Source organism: Xenorhabdus bharatensis, from assembly GCF_037996705.1.
Lineage (GTDB): Bacteria > Pseudomonadota > Gammaproteobacteria > Enterobacterales > Enterobacteriaceae > Xenorhabdus > Xenorhabdus bharatensis.
The window spans coordinates 24637-48634 of sequence record NZ_JBBMXG010000002.1; the positions used below are offsets into that span (position 1 = coordinate 24637).

At 40.5% G+C, this 23998-nt stretch carries 17 protein-coding genes; 10 read left to right on the forward strand and 7 right to left on the reverse strand.

The features are described from left to right. Position 1 precedes the first annotated feature (1 nt). Positions 2–2563 carry a DNA mismatch repair protein MutS gene (gene mutS / locus AAC855_RS01825; protein ID WP_340608256.1) on the reverse strand — a complete coding sequence of 854 codons (2562 nt, stop codon included), beginning with the start codon at positions 2561–2563 and terminating at the stop codon, positions 2–4. A 452-nt stretch (positions 2564–3015) separates the two neighbouring features. Between mutS and AAC855_RS01830 the strand changes: the two genes are divergently transcribed. Together AAC855_RS01830 and AAC855_RS01835 are read left to right on the forward strand one after the other, a co-directional pair. After that, positions 3016–3507 (forward strand): energy transducer TonB family protein, encoded by a 492-nt coding sequence (locus AAC855_RS01830; RefSeq protein WP_340607937.1) that lies wholly within the window; start codon positions 3016–3018, stop codon positions 3505–3507. A gap of 27 nt (positions 3508–3534) precedes the next feature. Next, positions 3535–6009: a TonB-dependent receptor domain-containing protein gene (locus AAC855_RS01835; RefSeq protein ID WP_340607938.1), complete on the forward strand. Its 2475-nt coding sequence runs from the start codon at positions 3535–3537 to the stop codon at positions 6007–6009. A 74-nt stretch (positions 6010–6083) separates the two neighbouring features. On the opposite strand, the gene AAC855_RS01840 is transcribed toward AAC855_RS01835, so the two are convergent. Together AAC855_RS01840 and AAC855_RS01845 are read right to left on the reverse strand one after the other, a co-directional pair. Beyond that, positions 6084–6446 carry a GFA family protein gene (locus AAC855_RS01840; RefSeq protein WP_340607939.1) on the reverse strand — a complete coding sequence of 121 codons (363 nt, stop codon included), beginning with the start codon at positions 6444–6446 and terminating at the stop codon, positions 6084–6086. A 308-nt stretch (positions 6447–6754) separates the two neighbouring features. Next, on the reverse strand, positions 6755–7360 hold the full coding sequence (locus AAC855_RS01845; protein WP_340607940.1) for a plasmid pRiA4b ORF-3 family protein: 606 nt from the start codon (positions 7358–7360) through the stop codon (positions 6755–6757). Between the two features lie 254 nt (positions 7361–7614). On the opposite strand from AAC855_RS01845, the gene map reads away from it, so the two are divergent. The 4 genes from map (at position 7615) to AAC855_RS01865 (ending at position 12939) form a co-directional block, all read left to right on the forward strand. Next, positions 7615–8433: a type I methionyl aminopeptidase gene (gene map / locus AAC855_RS01850; protein ID WP_340607941.1), complete on the forward strand. Its 819-nt coding sequence runs from the start codon at positions 7615–7617 to the stop codon at positions 8431–8433. 182 nt (positions 8434–8615) lie between these two features. After that, complete coding sequence (locus AAC855_RS01855) at positions 8616–10175, forward strand: phosphoethanolamine transferase (protein WP_340607942.1); 1560 nt, start codon at positions 8616–8618, stop codon at positions 10173–10175. Positions 10176–10422: 247 nt separating this feature from the next. Next, positions 10423–12576: a carbon starvation CstA family protein gene (locus tag AAC855_RS01860; protein ID WP_340607943.1), complete on the forward strand. Its 2154-nt coding sequence runs from the start codon at positions 10423–10425 to the stop codon at positions 12574–12576. 159 nt (positions 12577–12735) lie between these two features. Further along, positions 12736–12939 carry a YbdD/YjiX family protein gene (locus tag AAC855_RS01865; RefSeq protein WP_047678653.1) on the forward strand — a complete coding sequence of 68 codons (204 nt, stop codon included), beginning with the start codon at positions 12736–12738 and terminating at the stop codon, positions 12937–12939. A 94-nt stretch (positions 12940–13033) separates the two neighbouring features. Here AAC855_RS01865 and AAC855_RS01870 read toward each other — a convergent pair whose 3' ends face one another. Together AAC855_RS01870 and AAC855_RS01875 are read right to left on the reverse strand one after the other, a co-directional pair. Further along, positions 13034–14287, reverse strand: a complete 1254-nt coding sequence (locus AAC855_RS01870; protein WP_340607944.1) for an FAD-dependent oxidoreductase — start codon at positions 14285–14287, stop codon at positions 13034–13036. Positions 14288–14415: 128 nt separating this feature from the next. Beyond that, positions 14416–16173, reverse strand: a complete 1758-nt coding sequence (locus tag AAC855_RS01875) for a flavin monoamine oxidase family protein (protein WP_340607945.1) — start codon at positions 16171–16173, stop codon at positions 14416–14418. 206 nt (positions 16174–16379) lie between these two features. On the opposite strand from AAC855_RS01875, the gene yjiA reads away from it, so the two are divergent. Next, on the forward strand, positions 16380–17333 hold the full coding sequence (gene yjiA / locus AAC855_RS01880; protein ID WP_340607946.1) for a GTPase: 954 nt from the start codon (positions 16380–16382) through the stop codon (positions 17331–17333). A 606-nt stretch (positions 17334–17939) separates the two neighbouring features. Here yjiA and AAC855_RS01885 read toward each other — a convergent pair. Together AAC855_RS01885 and AAC855_RS01890 are read right to left on the reverse strand one after the other, a co-directional pair. After that, positions 17940–18503: a tyrosine-type DNA invertase gene (locus AAC855_RS01885; protein WP_340607947.1), complete on the reverse strand. Its 564-nt coding sequence runs from the start codon at positions 18501–18503 to the stop codon at positions 17940–17942. A 1257-nt stretch (positions 18504–19760) separates the two neighbouring features. After that, a complete protein-coding gene (locus AAC855_RS01890; protein ID WP_340607948.1) occupies positions 19761–21086 on the reverse strand; it encodes an SLC5/6 family protein in 1326 nt (441 codons plus the stop codon). Between the two features lie 1112 nt (positions 21087–22198). Between AAC855_RS01890 and AAC855_RS01895 the strand changes: the two genes are divergently transcribed. From AAC855_RS01895 to AAC855_RS01905, 3 genes are read left to right on the forward strand one after another with little or no spacing between them, the layout of a single operon-like run. Beyond that, a complete protein-coding gene (locus AAC855_RS01895; protein WP_340607949.1) occupies positions 22199–22870 on the forward strand; it encodes a CsgG/HfaB family protein in 672 nt (223 codons plus the stop codon). A gap of 30 nt (positions 22871–22900) precedes the next feature. Next, a complete protein-coding gene (locus AAC855_RS01900; RefSeq protein WP_340607950.1) occupies positions 22901–23257 on the forward strand; it encodes a DUF4810 domain-containing protein in 357 nt (118 codons plus the stop codon). Beyond that, on the forward strand, positions 23257–23925 hold the full coding sequence (locus tag AAC855_RS01905) for a DUF799 domain-containing protein (protein WP_340607951.1): 669 nt from the start codon (positions 23257–23259) through the stop codon (positions 23923–23925). Before AAC855_RS01900 ends, AAC855_RS01905 begins: the two co-directional genes overlap by 1 nt. The last annotated feature ends 73 nt before the right edge of the window (positions 23926–23998 follow it).

Here is a 23998-nt window from a genome sequence, read left to right on the forward strand (position 1 = left end):
CTTACACCATGTCTTTTAAACGGTAAATCCACTCCAGTGCCTGACGTGGCGTCAGGGAGTCCGGATTTAGGTTTTCCAGTGCTTCTACTGCCGGGGAGGTTTCTTCCGCCAATAATGTCAGTTGTGGAGTATCGACATGACCTGCTGTTGCATTGTTGGAGAGTGACTCAAGTTCTTTTAGTTTCTGGCGCGCCCGTTTGATAACATCACGGGGAACACCAGCCAGTGACGCGACCGCCAGCCCATAGCTCTTGCTGGCTGCACCATCCTGTACATTGTGCATAAAGGCAATGGTATCGCCGTGTTCAACTGCATCCAGATGGATATTAACCACGCCTTCTAATTTTTCAGGTAGTGTCGTCAATTCAAAATAGTGAGTAGCGAACAACGTCATCGCCTTAATGCGGTTAGCCAGATTTTCAGCGCAGGCCCACGCGAGAGAAAGACCATCGTAAGTTGATGTACCACGACCGATTTCATCCATCAACACCAGACTGTGTTCTGTCGCATTGTGCAGAATATTCGCGGTTTCAGTCATTTCTACCATGAAGGTCGAGCGGCCGGATGCCAAATCATCGGATGCACCCACGCGGGTAAAAATACGGTCTACAGGCCCAATCACCGCTTTTTCCGCCGGGACAAAACTACCGATATACGCCAGCAATGTAATCAAGGCAGCCTGACGCATATAAGTACTTTTCCCGCCCATATTCGGCCCGGTAATGATTAACAGGCGACGTTGTGAAGAGAGAGTTAACGGGTTAGCGATAAAGGGTTCGCTGAGTACCTGTTCAACTACCGGATGACGGCCTCCCGTGATTTGGATGCCGGTTCTGTCGGTTAATGTCGGACAGGTATAATTCAGTGTTTCAGCTCGCTCGGCCAGATTTGCCAGCACATCCAGCTCTGAAAGCGCTTCAGCACTGGTTTGCAGGGCTGACAGATGAGGAAGTAATAAGTCGAACAGCTCTTCATACAGGGCTTTCTCAATGGCGAGAGCCTTGCCTTTGGAGGTCAGAACCTTATCTTCATACTCTTTTAATTCAGGAATAATATAGCGTTCTGCATTTTTCAGGGTCTGACGGCGTACATAGTGAATCGGCACGAGGTGACTTTGCCCGCGACTGACCTGAATATAGTAACCATGCACTGCATTGAAGCCGACTTTCAGGGTATCAATGCCGAGTTTTTCACGTTCGCGGATTTCCAGTTTGTCGAGATAATCACTGGCACCATCTGCCAATGCCCGCCATTCATCCAGCTCAGCATTATAACCGGGGGCTATGACTCCGCCATCACGCACCAGAACAGGAGGCGTTTCGACAACCGCATTTTCCAGCAATTGCTGTAACTCGTCAAAATGACCAATACGTTGTTGTAATGCCTGAATATACGGAGAATCAGACGAATCCATGATTTGGTGGATATCGGGCAACTGCTGAAAAGCGTGGCGCATTCTTGCCAAATCGCGGGGACGGGCAGAGCGGAGAGCAAGACGGGCCAGCACACGCTCTAAATCGCCAACCTGACGCAAGAACGGTTGTAGCTCAAAGCCTATCTCCTGAAGTGCAGAAATAGCCTGCTGGCGATTTTCCAGTTTATCCCGGTTGCGGATTGGAGTATGGAGCCAGCGTTTCAACATACGGCTGCCCATCGGTGTCACACATTGATCGAGCACAGAAGCAAGCGTATTTTCAGTGCTTCCTGACAGGTTCTGAGTCAACTCAAGATTGCGGCGGGTAGCGGCATCCATGATGACCGTTTCTTGCTGGCTTTCCATTGTGATATTGCGGATATGCGGCAGCGCAGTACGCTGAGTGTCTTTGACATATTGCAGCAGACAGCCTGCCGCTCGCAGTGCCTGTGGTGCCTTTTCGACACCAAAGCCGATCAGATCACGCGTGCCGAATTGCAGATTAAGCTGCTGTTTTGCCGTATCCAGTTCAAATTCCCACATAGGGCGACGGCGCAGGCCCTGACAGCGTTCAATCAAGCTCATGTGCTCAAAGGCTTCAGGGTAGAGTAATTCAGCCGGACGGGTGCGCTGGAGTTCAGCAGCAATGGTATCTTCATCAGCCATTTCAGAAACACGGAAACGACCAGAAGTGATATCCAAAGTGGCGTAGCCAAACCCCTGACTATCATGCCAGATAGCCGCCAGAAGATTATCCTGACGCTCTTGCAGCAATGCTTCATCAGTGACAGTCCCCGGCGTCACAATACGTACAACTTTACGCTCAACAGGGCCTTTGCTGGTGGCAGGATCGCCAACCTGCTCACAGATTGCCGCAGATTCACCCAACTGAACCAGTTTTGCCAGATAGTTTTCAATTGCATGATAAGGAACTCCAGCCATTGGGATTGGCTGGCCTGCGGACTGCCCACGTTTGGTCAGAGAAATATCCAGTAACTTTGCTGCCTTTTTCGCATCGTCATAGAACAACTCATAAAAATCTCCCATGCGGTAAAGCAGCAAAATATCAGGGTGTTGCGCTTTTAGGCGCAGATACTGCTGCATCATGGGAGTGTGGGTGCTTACATCCTTTGCTGGAGATTCTTTCATGTTGATTTGATTCAATTTTATTGTTCCTGTTGACTCGGTTGGGCTATCGACACTCAGTCAACCCATCTAAATGACAAAACCTAAATATAATCAGCTAAGGATAGAACGCTAGTGAACCTCTGCTGGGCGAAAACACTATCTTATCACTGATAATCTGTGCGATTCATCTGTGGATTCGATGGCTGATATTAAGAGGAAGAGTCATGCAGTAGGTTATCAGGATTGTGATCGGGAATGTATCGGATTTTTTGACTATTAAATGGGATTGCGAAGCGGCTCGATTTTAATCTTTTTCCCTGATGTATCGATGTTGGTCACTTTTGAACCAGTGGTGTTGGAGAGATAAATTCCCCATTAATGATAATTGTTATTGTTTGCATTTGTTTTTAGCATTAATTATCATTACCGCACTCTTATAAGAATGATACAGACATACCAACAGCACACAACAAATGAGTATACCTATTATTTCTCGCCCTAATCCCCCGCGTTTGGGGAGTTTTTCATTATTATTTTTGGTCGGAACACTTTTACTCATAGGTTGGTTATACGTTGCTGACTCTGGTGCTCATCAGTTATTTCCTACCCCCCAATTACTTGATGCTGAAAAGGCAATACAGCCAACAGCCAGCAGTGAATCAGCAGAAATAACAGAATTAAAACGTTGGAAGCTTGCGGTACAGAAGCACCTTAAGCAATACAGCTATTATCCTGTATCTGCTCATAGAAACGGGGAATCCGGGGTCTCAGTTGTTCGGGCAGTCATTGATAGAAATGGTCATTTGATTACCAAAGAAATACAGCAGAGTTCCGGTATTGCTTCTCTGGACAGAGAGGCCATGCGGGTTTTTAAAAGGGCAGAGCCACTACCAATACCTCCGGAAAAGGTATTGAAAAATAATAAAGTCAGTATCGTTCTGCCTATTCATTTCAAATTGAACTAATTATCACACTGGACTAATAACCATAAAATGGAAGCATTAAAAGTGGAATCATCAACAAACTCGTTCAGTTCCCCACTGAACCTGAGAACAGGGATTTTGTTAGCATTACTGGGAAACACAGTTTTTCCATCTTACGCAGCAGACACCGATAAAACATCGAAAACCGCGCCAGAAAATCCTCATAAGCCAGAAACAGTAGTACTTAAAGAACTCAAAGTTTCCGGGTTCAGTGAAGCACAGCTAAATGCTGATTTACCTTATATGACACCCGGTTCTAGTACTCATATTTCAGCGGAGCAGGTAGAACAGCGCCGTGGCACATCCGTGGGTGATTTTCTGAAGGGAACGCCGGGTGTGCTGAATAGTGAGAACCGTAACTCTGGTGCGCTGGATGTCAATATCCGTGGGATGCAGGGACAGGGAAGAACACCGGTTATTGTTGATGGAGCCATGCAGGAGACAACGATTTACCGTGGTTATTCAGGAGTCGCCGGACGTACTTATATTGATCCGGACTTGATCAGTTCAGTGGATATTGAGAAAGGCCCGAGTACAGGGGCTGATGCGAATGGGGCCATTGGTGGGGTAGTCAGGGTCAGTACACTTAATGTGAATGATGTTGTTTTACACGGCCAGACATTCGGTGTGAGAATGACCGGCGGCTTTAATAATAACAGTACAAGGCCTCCGGAAGTGGGTACGGTTGGGGGTTATCCGAGAACCCCTAATTATTTTACCAGAAAGCTTTATGAAACCTATGATGAATCTGACGGGATGGATCGGCATGGAGGTTTCCGGCCAACGGGGGGAAATGGCAGTATTGCATTAGGGTTTAAAAGTGAATATCTGGATATGGTTGCTGCTTTTGCTCGCCGACAAAATGGTAACTATTATGCGGGTAAAAGAGGTAAGAATGCGCCCCAACCCTATTTTTCCTCATCCGAAAGACTGACTCCTTACAGAATGAGTGAGGAAGTACTGAATACCTCAATGGATAATATTTCTCATCTGTTGAAAGGAAAGCTGAAGTTTGGTGAAGGCCAAGCCCTTGAACTGGCTAGAAACGAATATATCAGCCGCTATGGTGAAATAATGCCATCATCAATAGTGCGTTTCGGTGCGCCTTATGAAGGTTTTATGAATAAAATTAATGTTACTTCATATACGGCACAATATCGTTTCAATCCAGAAGGTAATTATCTGGTCGATTTAAAAGCTAATGTATTTTATAACCGGGCTGTGAGTCATATTAATAGCTCAAGTCCTTTATCAGGAATAACAGTAGACCGTACTTATAGTCAGACAGATAAATGGGGAGTAGGTATTAATAATACATCAGAGATCCTGTTTCCTTATGGGGATCTGTCGTTTACCTATGGCGCATCTTACACGTATGAAACTACTGGTTATCCGAAGAATGAGACCTATGACGTGCTTAAGAGCGGTTCTTTTAGGGAAGGATGGCGCAATGATTACAATATTTTTGCTAATGCCGAATGGAAGCCTCTGGATTGGCTAACCTTTGATGGTGGTTTGCGCTACTCATATTTTAAATCCCATGATAATAACCCTATATTCCCAGATACTTTTGATGAGAATTATAAACCGAAGACAGTGATTGAACCGGTGACCTATGGAGAAGGCCTAGAACGTACTGCCGACGGTTGGTCTCCGATTATCAATATGACTCTTGAACCTTTAGAAGGTCTCCAATTCTATGGCAAGTATGGCTCTGCTATCCGGTTACCAAGCCTGTTTGAAACGACCAAAGGCTGGTCTCAGACTCCGAATACAAACCTCCTGTTATCACCTGAGCGTTCCTTGTCATGGGAAGTCGGGGTCAATGTCTTGAAGAATGATCTGTTGATAGATGGCGATAAATTCCGTACTAAACTGAGCTATTTTGATACACAGGTGAAAGATTATCTGACCAGAATAAACAATGCGAAATCCATGAAGTCAGGGCCTGAGCTTACAATGATCAATGTTGATAGAGCGGAGTGGCGTGGTTTAGAGCTTTCATCAAGTTATGATGTGGGTTTTGCTTACGCTGAATTAGGCTGGTCATATTACACACACACGCTATTTTGTTTAACGCCGGAACAGGCAAGCATTAATCCTAAAATGCGCTGTAATCCGGGGGGTATTCCGGACAGCTATGTTGTTAACCATATCCAGCCGAAGAATAGTTATACAGTGACATTAGGCGGACGTGCTTTTGATAAGGATTTGGATATGGGAGCTACGCTAAGTTACTTTGGTAGCCGGCCTAGTGTAGGGCTGAGTGATGTTAAAGGGCAGCGTTCAAGTGTGTTGGTTCACGTTGAATGGGAACCTTACACAACCGTTGACCTGTTTGTGAAATATAAAGTTAATAAAAACATCCGGATTCAGGCAGGTATTGATAACGTGACTGATGTCTATTACCTCGATCCGTTAGCAATGGGATTAATGCCGGGACCGGGACGTACTTTCAGAACGAATGTGACTGTTAAGTTTTAATTACAATCGTTGTGAACACCTGACTGAAATGCCTATTCCTGAACGGAGTAGGCATTTTCTTTTCTGTATTATTTTCATTTCGGTTGTGAAGGCGGGTAAGAATGTGACAACGGGGTTAATTCTTCTGATTCATGATTATCAAAATTTCCCAGAATTAATCCAATCGTCGGGCCATCATCAATCGCACCTAATGAACTACCACAATGATGACAAAATGCCCGGCTGGAATAATCAGAAGATCGATATAAAGAAGGAAATCCACCCTTTCCCACCCATCGAACTGAATCTTTCGGAAATTCAACCCAGCAGAGCATTAATGCCCCTGAGTGTTTCTGACACATCGAGCATGAACAGGTATGGGGATTATTAGGTATTCCTGTCGCAATGAATCGGATATTACCGCATAAACATCCACCTCGATATTCAGATGTCCCCATCACCTTTCCTCATAGAAAATAAATGTACACTTCGTTTTTCAAGCTGTTTTTTTGTTGGCTGCGCTCGCTTACCCCGGTCACATTGTTATCTATGTTCCCGGGGATTACTGAGAGGCTCCTGCCTCTCACCGGAGGCCAGCCTTTGGCTGGGCAAATTCGTTCCCGATGAATTTGTTACTCTCTTGCCGCCGCGATGCATCTTGAAATCCATTGTGTATAGCTTGATGCGCAATGAATAAAAGACCCTTGCTATTTTATTCACTGGGATAAATAGCAAAGGCCCTTTATAATATTGCGAATTAGCTATTTCACCCGAATAAAGACAGATAACGATCTCTTGACCAACGATAATATAGGGCCAGCATATTATTGACTTCTTCGGAATAAAATTTTTCAGGTGAAAATACCTTGTCCGGGGAAACTTCAGTTTCACCATGTACCCATTCAAACATTTCCTGATATTCTTCATGGGCCGGATCATTAAGAATATTAAGCAGATCCCTATAGCCATAGACTCCGCCACAATCTTCCGGAGGACAGGATTGTTCTCCTTCAAGGCAGAATATCGGCATTGGTAATTCTTCCGGTGAATAATTACTGTTTTCTAACAAGATTTCATGTTCCCAAGAATCACCAAAATCATAAAGATAGATGAATTGACTTCCTTTGCGTTTGATGAGTGAATCCAGTTTGAACTTCCCTTCCTCATGGCCTTCTTCTGGTGTTTCAGGTCTTTCGGTAAAACGTTTAGAATCAAAAATAAATTCATGTAAATGACTATCTTCCCAGCCCATTACAACTTGAATGACATCATGTAATCTATCCAATGAAATATTGGACGGGACAATGAAGCGACGCCATATAGCGGGTTTTGTTTCTGTAAGTGTAATCTTTAATTGATAAAACTTTTTCATTTATTACCCTTAATGACTTGAATAATTTACAAAGAAATAGATGAGTTCAGTAAGGCATCATTACAGTATGAATTCCTTATAATGATAATGCGAACAAATTTTAATAAATAGCTTGAGTTATTCACTTATGCAAGGGCATGATTAATATACTCGATAAACTTCAAGTTATAACGGGTAATATGAGGCGAGTCCTTGTATCTTGAAGTTGAATGGGTATAGAAGACTCTACCTACTGAAAAAATAAGAGAAAATGAATGGCTGATAGTACAGGCGTATTGATTAAAAATGCAGAAGAAATAAAACGAATGGAGATTGCGGGACGTATGACGGGGCAGGTTCTTGAAGCTGTTCGTCCGATTATAGTCCCCGGAGTGACGACATTAGAAATAGATGAGTTTTGTCATCATTATATCGTTAATTCACTGGGCGCAATTCCCGGTAGTCTGGGGCAGTATGGTTTTCCCTATACAGTCAATACATCCGTTAATCATGTCGTTTGTCATGGCTGGCCATCTGATAAGAAACTGAAAAATGGTGATATTGTTAATGTGGATGTGACAGTAAAAAAAGAGGGATACTATGGCGATAGCAGTGTCACGTTTTGTGTCGGAGAAGTTCCCTCGCATGCCAGACGGCTGGTGGAGATAACACAAGAGTGTCTGTACAAAGCCATCAGGATTGTCAAGCCAGGGATCACATTAGGGGATATCGGGCAGACGATACAGCAGTATGCTGAGGCGAATAATTATAGTGTTGTCCGCGAATATTGTGGTCATGGTATCGGGAGCGGTATGCATGAAGAGCCTCAGGTTCTGCATTATGGGAGTGCTGGTGAAGGAATTGTACTGGAAGAAGGGATGACATTCACGATTGAGCCGATGATCAATCAGGGGAAAAAAGAGGTTAAGCTGCATAAAGATGGCTGGACTGTGACAACGAAAGATCGCCGCTTATCAGCTCAATTTGAGCATACTATTCTGGTAACGCATGACGGTTTCAGGGTTTTGACCTTACGGGATGAGGAACGTGAGATATTTGAGCGTAGCGAGCTTCCCGGACTTGTACATAACTAATAGTTATCTTTCTTTGTGATTTTAAGCAGGCTGTTTTTTGTTTTCTAATAGTCTGCTATGACGTAGTATTATCGGAAATTAAAGTCTATTGTTTAGTATAGCCATCGTTTTTCTGGATATATAAACAATAAAGGAACTGACTTACAACAATATTTATGGTTATAAGGAATACCGATAATATTATGTCCTCACTTTATAAAAATAAAAACATTTTTTATTTAATCTCTCTTTTTCTGCTGATATTACTGATCCATAACTGTTTGGGATATCAGTTAAAATTAATATATGTTTGTAGTGCTTTTGCATTCTTTTTATTTCTTGCTTCCAGTAATAAACGTTTATATGCCGTACTGATCGCTCTGTTTTCCATTGTCGGAATATTGTACGCACCGCTTGGTCTCAACTACGGTTTTCCGGATATCAATGCTGTCGGTTCAGTGCTCTATACAAACCGGAATGAAACACTGGAATATATCAGTGGGTTTCCTGTATCAACTTATGTGACTGTGTTGGCTATTTTTGTTCTGATGTTTTGCTCGGTAAAATTAAATGTCACTTTTTCAGCAAAAGGGAAGAAATGGTTATTGGCACTGTTTTTTATTTCTGCATTTTGGTCACCTGTTAAGGGATATGTGAAGTCGGGTTTTGTGGATAGCTATGAACTTCTGAATACCAGTTTACCTGAAATCCGCTTTTTCAAAGATGCCTACCAAAGTTATGTGAAGGTTATGTCTGAAAATAACCGGTTTGCCAGCGTTATCAAATATCAGGATGACTGGCAGCCCACCGTTAAAGAAGATAAATATGATACCTACATTATGGTTATTGGCGAAAGTGTCCGTCGGGATTTTTTAGGGGGATATGGATTCCCTGAGAAAAACACACCCTGGCTGGATAAAACGAATGCAACAATACTGACTAACTATATTTCTGCTGCACCATCCACTCAGCTTTCATTGACGAACTCACTGGCAATGCGTCAGGAAAATAAGATTAAGTTGAATAACAGTATTATTACACTGGCAAATAAGGCTGGTTTTGAAACTCACTGGATTTCCAATCAGGGAATGAAAGGCGGGTTTGATTCTCCTTCCGCAATGATAGGTCAGCAGGCTACGCACTCTGTTTTTCTGAAAGAGGGAAGTTCAGATGATAGGAGCTACATGCCGGATGAAAATTTATTGCCTCATATCCGTAATGCCCTGAAACAGGGCCATAAGAAGAGATTGATTGCCATTCATTTGATGGGTTCACACCCCCAGCCCTGTGCCAGAACTAATAATAAATACAGCCACTATTTTCACTCCAAAGATATCTCCTGTTATGTACAGAGCATCCATAATACGGACAGTTTATTGGCTGAAATTGAGAATATCGCCAGACACAACCAACTGAACTGGACGATGCTCTATTTTGCAGATCATGGTTTGTCTTTTGTGCGTAAAGGTACGGATAAAGAGAATCTGAACCATAGTGATGCCAATAAACAGAATTATCAGGTGCCTTTCGTCATTACTGGCTATGACTATAACGTTAAGACCAAAATCGATGCTCACCGCAGCGGGTTTCACCTTTTACCTATGTTATCCACGTGGCTGGGGGTGGAAGAACCTCGGTTATCTTCTGAATGTCACTGGTTCTCTGAGCAGCAATGCGACGATCAACACACTGTCATTTCATTTGATGGTAAGTATGCTGACTTTAACAGCCTGAAAGATGATGCCATTGATTTTGGCTTGTAGACGATAAGTATATTCACGAAATATTTACGCTAAAGCCACTGTAAAACCACTGATAGAAGGATTCTGACCGCTTAATGTGTTATTTCACCGTTAGCGCAGATCCTTCCCATCCCGGCGGAAGAAGTTTCGTATCATAGTACAGTGTGGCGAGTAGTATCGCTTCCTGCGGTAGTCGGATAACTGGCGTATAGAAGCGGAGAAATGAAAGAGTAACTTGCTGTTCGTCTTACCTTAAAAAGGGTGTTTTATGAACAATAATAAATTTTTAAAACATATCCCCTGGATGATACTGGGGATAATTGGGGCATTTTGCCTCGGAGTTGTTGCACTGCGTCGGGGAGAACATGTTAGTGCTTTATGGATAATTGTTGCTTCGGTGGCAGTTTATCTGGTTGCTTATCGCTATTACAGCCTTTATATCGCCACTAAGGTGATGAAGCTGGATGCAACACGGGCAACACCGGCGGTTATTAATAATGATGGCCTCAATTATGTACCAACCAATAAAAATGTTCTGTTTGGTCACCACTTTGCTGCTATTGCCGGAGCGGGGCCGTTAGTCGGGCCAGTACTGGCGGCACAGGTTGGCTATCTGCCGGGAACATTATGGTTGCTGGCGGGGGTTGTTCTTGCCGGTGCAGTACAGGACTTTATGGTGCTGTTTATGTCTTCCCGCCGCAATGGAACATCATTGGGAGAGATCGTTAAAGAAGAGCTGGGGCGGGTTCCGGGAACCATCGCCTTGTTCGGTTGCTTCCTGATTATGATCATTATTCTGGCCGTTCTGGCACTGATAGTCGTGAAAGCACTGGCAGAAAGTCCGTGGGGAGTATTTACCGTTTGTTCTACAGTTCCCATTGCTCTGTTCATGGGGATTTATATGCGGTATATCCGCCCGGGACGCGTCGGTGAAGTTTCCGTTATCGGTATCCTGTTGCTGATTGCTGCGATATGGTTTGGTGGCGTTGTCGCCGCTGATCCTTATTGGGGGCCGGCTTTAACTTTCAAAGATACCACCATTACTTATGCCTTGATTGGTTATGCCTTTGTCTCTGCCTTGCTGCCTGTTTGGCTGATTCTGGCACCACGCGATTATCTGGCTACTTTCCTGAAAATCGGTGTGATTGTTGGTCTGGCGGTTGGCATTGTGATCCTCAATCCTGATCTGAAAATGCCGGCTGTAACACAATTTGTTGATGGTACAGGCCCTGTCTGGAAAGGTACGTTATTCCCATTCTTGTTTATTACGATTGCCTGTGGTGCGGTATCTGGTTTTCATGCTCTGATTTCTTCGGGCACGACACCTAAGTTACTGGCAAACGAAAAGGATGCTCGTTTCATTGGTTATGGTGCAATGCTGATGGAGTCATTCGTTGCGATCATGGCTTTAGTGGCGGCATCCATTATCGAGCCGGGGCTTTATTTTGCCATGAATACACCGCCATCGGCACTGGGTATTACCATGCCGGATTTGCATAATCTGGGCACATCTGAAGCGCCTGTAATTATGGCGGCTTTGCAGGATGTCACCACTCAGGCGGCTGCCACAGTAAGTTCATGGGGTTTTGTGATTTCACCTGATCAAATTCTGCAAACGGCAAAAGACATTGGTGAACCTTCGGTTCTGAACCGAGCGGGTGGTGCACCAACTCTGGCGGTGGGTATTGCTTATGTATTCCATCAGATCATTCCGGCCGCAGATATGGGCTTTTGGTATCACTTTGGTATTTTGTTTGAAGCGTTGTTCATTCTGACTGCTCTGGATGCAGGGACACGTTCCGGCCGTTTTATGTTGCAGGATTTGTTGGGCAATTTCGTGCCATCTCTGAAAAAAACGGATTCTCTGATTGCCAGTATAATTGGTACAGCAGGCTGTGTGGGAATGTGGGGCTATCTGTTATATCAAGGCGTTGTCGACCCACTGGGCGGTGTTAAGAGCCTGTGGCCACTCTTTGGCATTTCGAACCAGATGCTGGCAGCTGTTGCGCTCGTGTTGGGTACGGTTGTGCTGATCAAAATGAAACGTACTAAATACATTTGGGTCACGGTTGTACCGGCTATTTGGCTGTTGATTTGTACTACATGGGCATTAGGGCTGAAATTATTCAGCGATAATCCTAAGCTGGAAGGTTTCTTATTCTTGGCGAAGGAATATAAGCAACGTATTGCGGAAGGCGGAGCAGATCTGACTGCTCAGCAGATCAATGATATGAGCCATATTGTCGTGAACAACTATACGAATGCTGGCCTGAGCATTTTGTTCCTTATTGTGGTCTATAGCATCATTGTTTATGGTATCAAAACTGCGATAAAAGCGAATAAAAACCCAGAGCGTACAGATAAAGAAACGCCTTATGTTCCTGTTCCGGAAGGTGGAGTAAAAGTATCTTCTACGCACTGATGCTAATACTTAAGCCATAGAGTAGCTTTGGCAACCACGATACCCCACATGATAGGTTTTGTATTATGTGGGGTATTTCTTTAAGGTGTAGTTTTAAGGTGTAGTTTTAAGGTATAGCATTAAGGAAATCACTTTTGAGAACAGTTATAGGAGCGTGTTATGTTTGGTAATCTTGGTCGTGCCGGAAAATATTTAGGTCAGGCAGCCCGGATGCTGGTGGGAGTGCCTGACTATGATACTTACGTACAGCATATGAAGGATAACCACCCTGACCAACCTTATATGACTTATGAAGAATTCTTCCGTGAACGCCAGAACGCACGTTATGGTGGTGATGGGAAAGGGGGAATGCGTTGTTGTTAGTGAGTGTAGACGGTACAAACCTGAGGCGCTTCGTCACCTTATTTTATCAAAAAGTGTCGATCGCGCCTCAGGCTAAGTCAGGTCAATCTGGTGGCTAAGTTGGCTGAATAATATTTTTTCTGTCTATCCTGAATGGAGAGATATTAAAAGAAGTACTTCCGTTTAATGCAAGATCGGCACAGGCTTTGCCAAATAATGGGGCAAATTTAAATGACCAGCCACCTAATGATAAGATAATATTTTTGTATTGATCATATTGTTGAGGTATAAAATCCAGAACGGCCGTATTATCAGGTAAATCAGCATGTAATGCTCTTGCCATATCAATGGGGGTTGTATCGACTCCCCTCATATATTTGATAGCGAAATCTCGGGTTATATCAATATCTAATTCCTTTGGTGCAAAACATCTCTCTTCCACATTATCAAAAGTATACGAAGCCCAATCTACGGCAAGGCGGATAAAGCCCTTTCTTGCAAAGTCATAACTAGGAAAGCCATAGAACAGGTTGCTGTAACCATTTTTAGCATTCTCAAATTGAAAAAACATAGGATAGTTTTTTTCCGGAATTTCTCCTGTTAGTTTATAATATGAAAAACACATATCCCAAATAATATAATTTATTTTTATTCCTAATGAGTTAGGTAATATTTGATTGGTGAAAGCATTAGAGGTAATTACTATTTTATCAGATTTATAGCTTCCATTGTTTGTTATAATCGAAACGCCATCTTGGCGGCTGATTATTTTACAGACTTTTGTTTCCTCAGTAACGGTAACATTATTTGACTCTTTCAAGTATTGACCAAGTTTTTTGATAATATTCTTGACATCTATGGTTGCATTATCAGGGCTATATAAACCCATATAATTATCGGGCAGGTTTTTGAAAGGATACTTACTTTCCAGTTCATCTTTGGTAATTACTTCATATTTTTTATTGAGCTTTTTTAATACTCTTACTGGCCCGAAGAGAGTGCCTTGTGGTGTTTCACCTGTTGCTATACCAAAATTGAGTAATCCATTCATGTACATGAATTTAGAATTCAGCTCTTTTTCTAAATCATGATACATATCTCCGGATTTGAAAGATAATTTGGCATGTTCAAGGTCATCATAAACGGTTCTCCACATTCTGACATGCCCTGCTGAGCTTGAGTCTTGTGTTCCGATAGTATTCCTTTCTATCAGCAGAATACTCTTACCAGACTTAGCGGCATAATAAGCAGTGCACAAACCAATAATTCCTCCTCCTATTACACAGATATCATATTTTTTATTATGGATATATTTATTTTCATGATCTTTTAATAGTGATTCCGTTTTAATAACATCATGTCGATTCATCTATATTCTCCAATTTTATTTATTGTTAAAGTTTAATTTATTAACTATAAAACCAGACACAGATTGCACGCCAAACACGATTAAGACTAAAATAGTATTCTATCTTTAAATTCATTGTGTATAGATAATTATCGGCCTAAATAATATTCTTCATCTAACCACTCAGGCCAATTAAGACGAAATGTTTCTTGTAATAACTTTTCTGTGACACAAAATGCTCCTTCAGTCCAGCCCTGATCCCCTGAATAAGCCTCACCGATAATATGCACTGATTCATTTTTTATTGGATGCCTCATAAAGGGCATGACTTCGTCAACAGATACTCCGACTTTCCATGCATGATACCCGCCTCCATAAGGATCCTTAGACCAGTCTTGAATTCTGGCAATATAAGGAGGTGGAATATCAATGCCATGTAGTTCTTGAACCTGATTCATTGCTTCTTTGACCAAATGTTTAGATACAGGCTCTCCGGGTAAAGAAGATTCTTTCAATTTTTCTTTTGATATTATACGAGTTTCACTGGGTTCATAGATAGCATCTTTATCTTTTATTGGTATCAGTGCTTTCCAAAATGTTACAGACCGCATGTCGTTATAACTTGATAGAAATAATGAATGTGAATTTTTATCGTCTGTGCCGAAGTAGTAGCATTGGCGAATAGATAAATCAGTAATGGATGCACCGGACTTGGTTTTAAATTGCTTATTCCACCACGGATACTCGAATCCCATTAATAATTTTAATGATGGCTCAGGAATAACAGTATTAATATTCTTATTTAATTTGGGGTGTGAATGTTTATCAAAGAAAAAATTGTATTGATCCAGAAGATTAAGGGATTGTTTTGGCATTGCCAGAATAATAGTGTCAGTGTGTACTGTCCAATAAGTCTGACTGTTTTCATTTCTGAATTTTAATGAGTAACGACGATTTCCGCCATTATTATGTTGAAAAGTGATTAAGGTGTTTTTTAGCCATAGTTTAGCACCGTTTTGGTCTGTATAGGCTTTTGCTAAAGCATAGGCTAGTTGGTCATATCCATTTTTAATAGTTCGATATTCTATATCAGTTTGTGTAAAGTCACCTACCATATAAGACATTGATTCAGCAGCATTCCAGTTTATGGTATTTGAATAATATCCTCCGGCATCGGATAAGAAATTATACCCTTCCTGTCCGACCTGATCTTTAATTAAATTCCAGAATCCGATGTCCTTGACTTTCATTTTGTCATAGGGGCTTCCTTTTCTAATATAGGTAATATTCTTTTTGATGATATCCCACTGTCGTAGGCTGATTTTAAATTTGTAATCATACTTGTTTGTTTTTTCAACTAGATTGCCATAATTTTCCTTAAACCAAGGGTCTGCAACTAAAACATCATATATAATCTTATTAAATAGCTGTGATGCACTATATCCTTGAATATCATCATTAAGAAAGTATCGTATTTTGAATTTCTTGTCTTTTTTTTGCATTTCAGACCATATATCTGCTCTGAAACGCTGACCTCGCAAATAGACAAAGTTATTGGGTGAATCACTTTCTGGAAAGGGTCCATAATCTAATTTGAAAACATCTTCAATTAATGAAGTAGTGATTTTTTGCGATGTTAAATAACGCATTCCTCCTAACTCACCAATAATATCCATTCCGGGTAAGTTAACAGAGAGTAATCTTCCTCCTATCATATGATTTAAGTCAAAAATATGTACACTTGCAGGATGAGGGGAGTTATCAGAATAATGACCACTTAACAGACGGTATCCTGAATATAGACCAGATACACCAGCCCCAATAATAGCAATATCAATTGATAGTTCTTCCTGAGTCCCGGTACTATAAGGGATTTGATCCATCTCAATTCTTTTGTTTTTTTTCATGGCCCATCTCCATTAATATAAATAGTATTCTGCTGGCGTTGTTTTTTAATACAAAGATGAGAAAATAAGTTATTTTTATCGGCATGGTATTATTTTTCTAGAATTGGAGTAACTGGATTAATCTGATTGTTCAAATCGTGTATTATTGTTGATTACAGATTTTAATTATCTTTAAAATAAACAATTTTTATAGTGAAGCAGGAAAAATGAAACCTATATCAGTGACCATCCTTACAGGATTTTTAGGAGCAGGGAAAACGACATTATTGCAGCATATTCTTAATGCGGAACATGGTTATAAAATTGCTGTCATAGAAAATGAATTTGGTGAAGTACCTATTGATAATGAACTCATCGGCGATAGAGCAACACAAATTAAAACACTCAGCAATGGTTGTATTTGTTGTAGTCGCTCAAATGAGTTGGAAGATACTTTACTTGATTTATTAGATGGCATTGATAACAAACAGTTTGTTTTTGATCGCCTGATTATTGAGTGTACGGGGATGGCAGATCCCGGCCCAATCACTCAGACTTTCTTTTCTCATGAGGTGTTGTGTCAGCGTTTTTTACTGGATGGCATTATTACACTGGTGGATGCGGTTCATGCAGAACAGCAGCTTGATAATTTTTCCATTGCGCAATCACAGGTAGGATATGCTGATCGGCTTTTGTTGACGAAAACAGATATTGCCCCTGAGAATGACGCATTAATTGAGCGATTACTGAAGATCAATGCTAGAGCACCGATCCATAAGATCGTGCATGGTAAGGCTGATTTAGGTCTGTTTTTCGATCTGGAAGGTTTTATCTTGAATGATAAGCTGACTATTGCACAGCCTGTTTTTCGTTTTATCCCTCAACACCAAAATAGTGTTCAGTCGATAGTTGTTACTCTGAACCATTCAGTTGAATTAACTAAAGTCTCAAATTTGATGGAAGAATTGTTACTGAGTTTTGCTGATAATTTACTGCGTTATAAAGGTATTCTTGCCATTCAGGGAGAACCATGCCGGTTGTTGTTTCAGGGAGTGCAGCGTTTGTACAGTGCAGACTGGGATCGTGAATGGCGTGATGATGAACAGCGTCAAAGTGTGCTGGTTTTTATTGGAGTAGATCTGCCAGAGCAGAAGATCAGGGAAAAATTTGCACAGCTATAGTTCGGCATGTTTTATATAACAAGATACCTGTTTTACTGAACTTGAAAAATGAAGGGAATACTCCCTTCATTTTTTAAGCTGCCTCTTTGCTGGTGAAATCGATTCATCGCAGTGAGATGCTGGGTGATGCATTTTTCTCTATCTACCTTTCAGGTGCTGTATTACTGGCTGCAACCTGAAATTCATAATGTGTATTATTAAGTATAGGTAGAAATTTTCTGCCACATATTTAAATAGAAATTTATATTATAAATTCTAACCTGGAGTTTAAGTGTTATAAAAACAGCAAGCAGTTACTTAACAAATGCAAAACAATAAAGACAAATGTTATACATAAATCAGATTTATCATACGTTAAAGTTCATATTTGCATTATGATGAATTCACCTGTTTTTTTACCTGCAATCTTCCACAGAAGAGGTAGTGGAGATCGTTGCAATAATAGATCATGTTAGTAAAAACAGGGAATATAAACATAATGGGTTTCAAGATGCATCACGGTGGCAAGGGTGTAAATCCCCAGAAGCATAGATAACTATGTGACTGGGGTGAACGAGTGCAGCCAACAAAGAGGCAACTTGAAAGACGAAGTGTATAGATGGAAAGTCACTTAGAGTGTGTCTCCCAAATGTTAGAAAAACGTTTTACATTACTGGCCGTGTAAATCACGGTATGTGAAATATTTCGATGCCCCAAATAATCCTGAATTAAACGTGTATCACGACCGAGATCAGCCAGTGCATAACCACAGGCATGTCTTAGCATATGAGGGTGTGGAGAAACACTGACTGCAGCCTGCTTGCCATAACGCTTCAGTAATCCATAAACTTGTTGCCGTGAAACCGCTCCCGATTTTTGGGAGAGGAAAACCCATGGAGCATCAGCTTCTCGCCATTTTTGGCGTACATCCAGCCATTTTTTTAGTGCTTCAATTTCTTCCGGGATGAGTGGATGTGTTGTTGACAGGCCACCTTTTAATCGTCTGATATGAATAATTGATGAATTTAAATCGAGATCGGATAAACATAAATTACACAGCTCACTGACCCTGAAGCCATGAATAAAACACATCAATAACATGCAATAATCTCGTTCTGCATGACGTCCTTGTTTTGTTTCTGCCAAGATTGCATCTATTTCATATCGGGTTAAAAATTTACGTTGCTTCATGAAATTATCATTCCTATTACATCAGATCGATCAGATATTAATAACGGGGCTATTTAAACTAATCGAATACAATAAGCTACAAGAGCTTTTCAACATGATTGGATAAATACCAGATTAATATAATTAGAAAACAGTCAATGAAGAAATTTGCTGCTTCTATTTATCTTTTTTTAATGAAAATGTTTATTGAGAAAGTGTAAATATTTGTTATGTAACCCTCGTGAATAGAATGGGCTAATTATAAAGATAATTCTACTAAGAATGTTGTTTGGCTAAATTTTGCAACTAAACATTTTACTGGGTTTTATTTTTAGTTTTTTATTCTTATATTGTTCCTTTAGGGTGTAATGGTTTCGTCTTTTTACTGCATTTAGTGGAAAAAGTAAATGATTTATCTAATTAGATCAAAATATGCACTTATTTTGTGTGCTAAATATCTGCAAAAAGACTCTATGAGATATTTTTTGGATTAATATTTTATGTTTTTTGAATGCGCGATATTTTATTTCGATGTTTAATATTTAATGATGATAGTGGACACTTTAATACCAATAACGGGAGGGTTTTAGGGTGTTAAATGATCAATGGATATGGAGTGGATAATTATTATTTATGGTTACTATTTTTATATGTGATTATTTCATTTGAATTTAAATGGGTTTTATTATTTCTATTCAGACAGGACAAATGATTAAATAAATATAAATTATAATTAATAAAAAATGACTATTATCATTGAAATAATAGTTTATTAAAGGTATCTGATAACACAAATGCCTTATGGATTTCAAGATACATTGTGGGAGTTAAGAAATGAATTTATCCAGCTAAAATCTGCCTCCTGAATGAGAGGTTGTCATTTTGGGGAAATAGGTAATCGTATACTAATTCAACTTCAAGATGCGTGTTATATCTCCCCGCGACGCGGGGAGATATAAGAACTCGCTTCATATTACCCGTTGTAACTTGAAGTTTATTGAGTATTTTTTATAAAAACGGTAATAGAGGTATACCCAATGGATTTCGAGTTGCACCGCGGCGGTAAGAGAATTCATCTTCGGGAGCATAGATAACCATGTTCCCGGGGTGAATGAGCGCAGCCAACAAAGAGGAAGCTTGAAAGGTGAAGGGGTATAAATGCGCAAAGATAACAGAAAGGCGGGTTGAAATGTGTCTGATAAAGGCCTTCCATTAAGGAAGACCTTTATTTGTAAATAAATCTTAATCATAAAACAGCCAGTGACTGTTTTTGTCACATCAGGAAAAGGCCAGAAAAGGAGAGATACACAGTAAGATCCCTGTGAAGATAATTAAAACGAGTGATACTCCTTTGTAGTGATGAAGGCTGGGGACTTTATAAACCAGATAGGCTGGAATCAGACAGCCGACAATCCCAAATATTGGGCTACAGATAGAGGTGAAACTTAAAACAGGGGCATTCAGAATGATAGCTCCCCATGCTAATAAAATAGCAAATGCCATAATGCCTTTTTGGACCCACTTTTCATGGATTTTTGCAGCAGGCATTAACCGCCCGAGAAGGTTCATGGCTATTCCCTGACTGGCTTCGCGGAAGCCGAGGTAAACGCCAAAAAAAGCGGTCATGACAGCGAAGACATTGAGCATGACACTGACAAAAATGACCCAGCCACCGGGGAAGAATTGTGCGGCAATCGCAAGTGCGGAGATATTCTGCTCATAAGCTTTGATTGCTTCATCGTGTCCTAATGCCAGCGTAAAAGAGACAGCATAGAAAAATACCGTACAAAACAGGATAGCAAAGGCAATATTCATCGCCCGCAGTGCCTTATAACGGGCAACTTCACGGTTGCTTTCATGATTTCGATAAGAGATAACCATCGGACTTAGTGTCTGAATAAACAGAATGGAAGTCAGTGTGAAAGGTAGCGTAATAATGGCTTTTTTAATCAACATGGAAAAAGGAGGAAGCGCACCGATATTGTATAGGTGCCACATGCCAATCATGGAAAGACCCAGTGCAGCGACCACAACTAATTTTACCGTTACCATCAGGCTGGAAACTTTAAATAGTAACTGCTCACTACGGGAAGAAATCATCACCAAAATACAGATTAAGGCCAGCCCATAAAAAGGATTCTCGGATAGTAAGTTATCGGTCACTCCGAAGGTTTGTAGATATGAGGCACTATCGTTGGTAATTGCAGTGGAGTAAACAAACATCCAAATTACCAGCATAATAAAGTAGAGCACACCTAATAAAATCCCCCAGTTTTTACCAAGATAACCCCCGATAATACTGGGGTAGTCTTTGCATTCGGGTGATTCGGCAAGTGTATTAATGAACAACCGCTGAAAAAGATACATAGCCGGATAGCCGATAACTGAAGAGAGCAGGAAAACCCATAGCCCCATCAGACCAACCTGTACAGGAAGAAAAACAATCCCTGCTCCTATGGCCATACCAATACTCATGATTACCCAACCCATGTCAGTGCCATTGAACTTTATGGCCTGTTTCCATTCAGCTTCTGTCATATTGGCTCGTTTTGCCGCCGAAGAAACATGGGACATGGACTGATTACCTTTTTTTGCTGTTTTCATAATAGTTCTCGCTTACATTTTTGGTGTTGGGGTCGGGATTAGCTAAGAACAGAGAGACATACCATATAAACACCAAAGAACTGTTTGCTCAGAAAATGAATTAATGTGTGTTGATATTAAAGAATTTTATGAAGAAAATGTTTTCCGGATGACTCTGGCTTAATACGTTTTTGGGAAGAGTCATTTTTAGGCATAAATGATAACGGCTTATCATTTTCTTTTTATATCAGGAGGTTGTGATTGTCTGTAATATTGAAAATTTAAACAACCAGAGAAAAAACGATGTAATTTATCACATTCGAACTTGCTCAAAACATCCCGTTAGTATTAAATCCTTTTTATTATTTGCATTATGATATAATTTAGAATATTAATCTAGTTTTTTCTTATTGACGATAAGGGATGGATGAAAATTCATCTGTTCTGATGGATGTAAATTTAGTTTATTCATTTTTATGTTTTATTTAAGCTTAATCGATTCATGGTAAGATCTTTGTATGAAATTAGCGTCTTAAATAAAAATAACGGAATGAAATAGATGCTTATTAAATATTATTTAATCATTAATTAAACTATTTAAGATTTATATTGTTTGAAAATAGAGGGGCTATTTTTTTATTTTATTCATTTTAAATATTCTATTTATTTTGTTTTTCGGTTTTTTTAGCGCGTTATTTCTATTTTTAGAGAATAATCAGCAATTTTATTGCCGTAATGATATTCAAAATTCATCGGGTATAGTGGAGCAGAGCAGGCCTGGTGTGAGATGAGCTGTAAGGAGGATTAAGTATCATTTAAGTCATGGTTTATATAATTATTCCTGCTTTTTTCGGTTATTTTAACATAATACTCTGCGATATAGGGTATTTCTATAATGATATTTTTAGGTTGAATATCTTCAGTTTTATTTAACTATAATGGTTGGGTGTTGTTGATAATATCATGTTTTATTTCATGGACTTTTCCCATGATAAAACCTATTATTTGGCCGTTTTATCTTGGTCATATCTACCTGTATATACTCAATTTCTCTGAAATAGAAACCAGAAAGATAATATAAAGGTATAACTGACCAGACAGCTGTTAATCAAAAAATTTTCAGGAAGATAATAATGAAAAGTAAACTGACTTTAGCTTCTGTTTGTCTGGCTTCACTCATGCTGGCCGGTTGTGCAACAGAATCTTCATCAACACTTCAGGTTCAAAAAGTTTCCTCGTATAACACAACTTACAAAGGCATTCGCAGCCCTATCGCGGTGGGTAAGTTTGAAAACCGCTCAAGCTACCAGAATGGTATTTTCTCTGATGGTATTGATCGTTTGGGTAACCAGTCAAAAACTATTCTGGTGACAGATTTACAGCAAACCGGTCGTTTTAATGTGCTGGAGCGCACGAATATGGCCGAATTGCAAACAGAAGCCGGGTTACAAGGTAAGGCACAGAAGTTAAAAGGGGCAAATTATATCATTACTGGTGCAGTGACTGAATTTGGTCGCAAGGAAGTGGGTGACCACCAGTTATGGGGAATTTTAGGTCGTGGTAAATCACAGATCGCTTATGCAAAAGTGATGCTGAATGTGGTGAATGTAGAAACTTCTGAAGTCGTTTTCTCTTCAGCAGGCGCCGGTGAGTACAAGCTATCCAACCGTGAAGTTATTGGGTTTGGCGGTACTTCGGGTTATGACTCCACTCTGAATGGCAAGGTTTTAGATTTGGCAATCCGCGAAGCCGTGAATGATTTAGTGTCAGGTATTGAAAGTGGTGCCTGGAAGCCAACAAATTAATAATAAATATTATATAGGAAAAATCATTTAATGTTTTTGATGAAAAAGACGGGGATGTTACTGGGCACGTTAGTGTTAGTCGGATGTGTACAGGCACCTAAAACTATTTATGAATGGGGTGATTACCAGTCAACGCTTTACCAGTATTACCAACAAGATAAGACTGGGCCACTGGAGCAGATACAGGCTCTGGAAAAAGTGATTGAACAGGCAAAAGCTAAGGATAAACCTGTCCCTCCCGGCCTGCATGCACAAATGGGGCTACTGTATAGCAAAACAGGTAATATTGAGGATGCCTTTCAGCAGTTTGAAATAGAGAAAAAATTATTTCCTGAATCCGCACCTTATATGGATTTTCTGCTGAGCAAAAATAAGGGAGTGAAATAATGAACCGTATTTTGGGCGCGATTGGTGCTTTATTTTTGCTGATGCTGACTGGGTGTGCCAAACAGGCACCGCATGATTATTCTGCCTTAAGGGCAAGCGATCCTAAATCGATACTGGTTCTGCCTGCAGTGAATAAGTCTGTAGATGTGAAAGCCGCTGGCAGTGTGATTTCTCAGGTTACTTATCCATTGGCTGAGTCAGGATATTATGTTTTTCCTGTTGCGGTAGTGGAAGAAACCTTCCGGCAGAATGGCGTGTCTGAGGCTCAGGATATTAGCAATATCAGCTATAAAAAGCTGTATGATATTTTTGGCGCAGATGCAGCACTTTACTTGGATATCACGCAATACGGTACACAATATCAGATCATCAGTAGTGATACTCGTGTGACTGCTGAAGCTCGTTTGGTTGATTTGCGTACAGGTGAAAAAATCTGGGGTGGTATAGCAACAGCATCCAGCGCAGAGAATCGTAACAATGGTGGTGGCGGAATTATCGGTATGTTAGTGTCTGCGGCCATTGAACAAATTGTTAATACTGTAGCGGATAGAGGCCACGAGATTGCGGGTATTACCAGCAACCGCTTGTTAAGTGCCGGGCAATATTGGAATGGCCACTTGCTGTATGGCCCACGCTCAGCGTTTTATCGTAAAGAAAAAACAGAATAATTATTCCTGTTACCTTTCTGATTGTTTTATTACAAAAATGCCGCAGATAATCACTGCGGCATTTTTACTCACG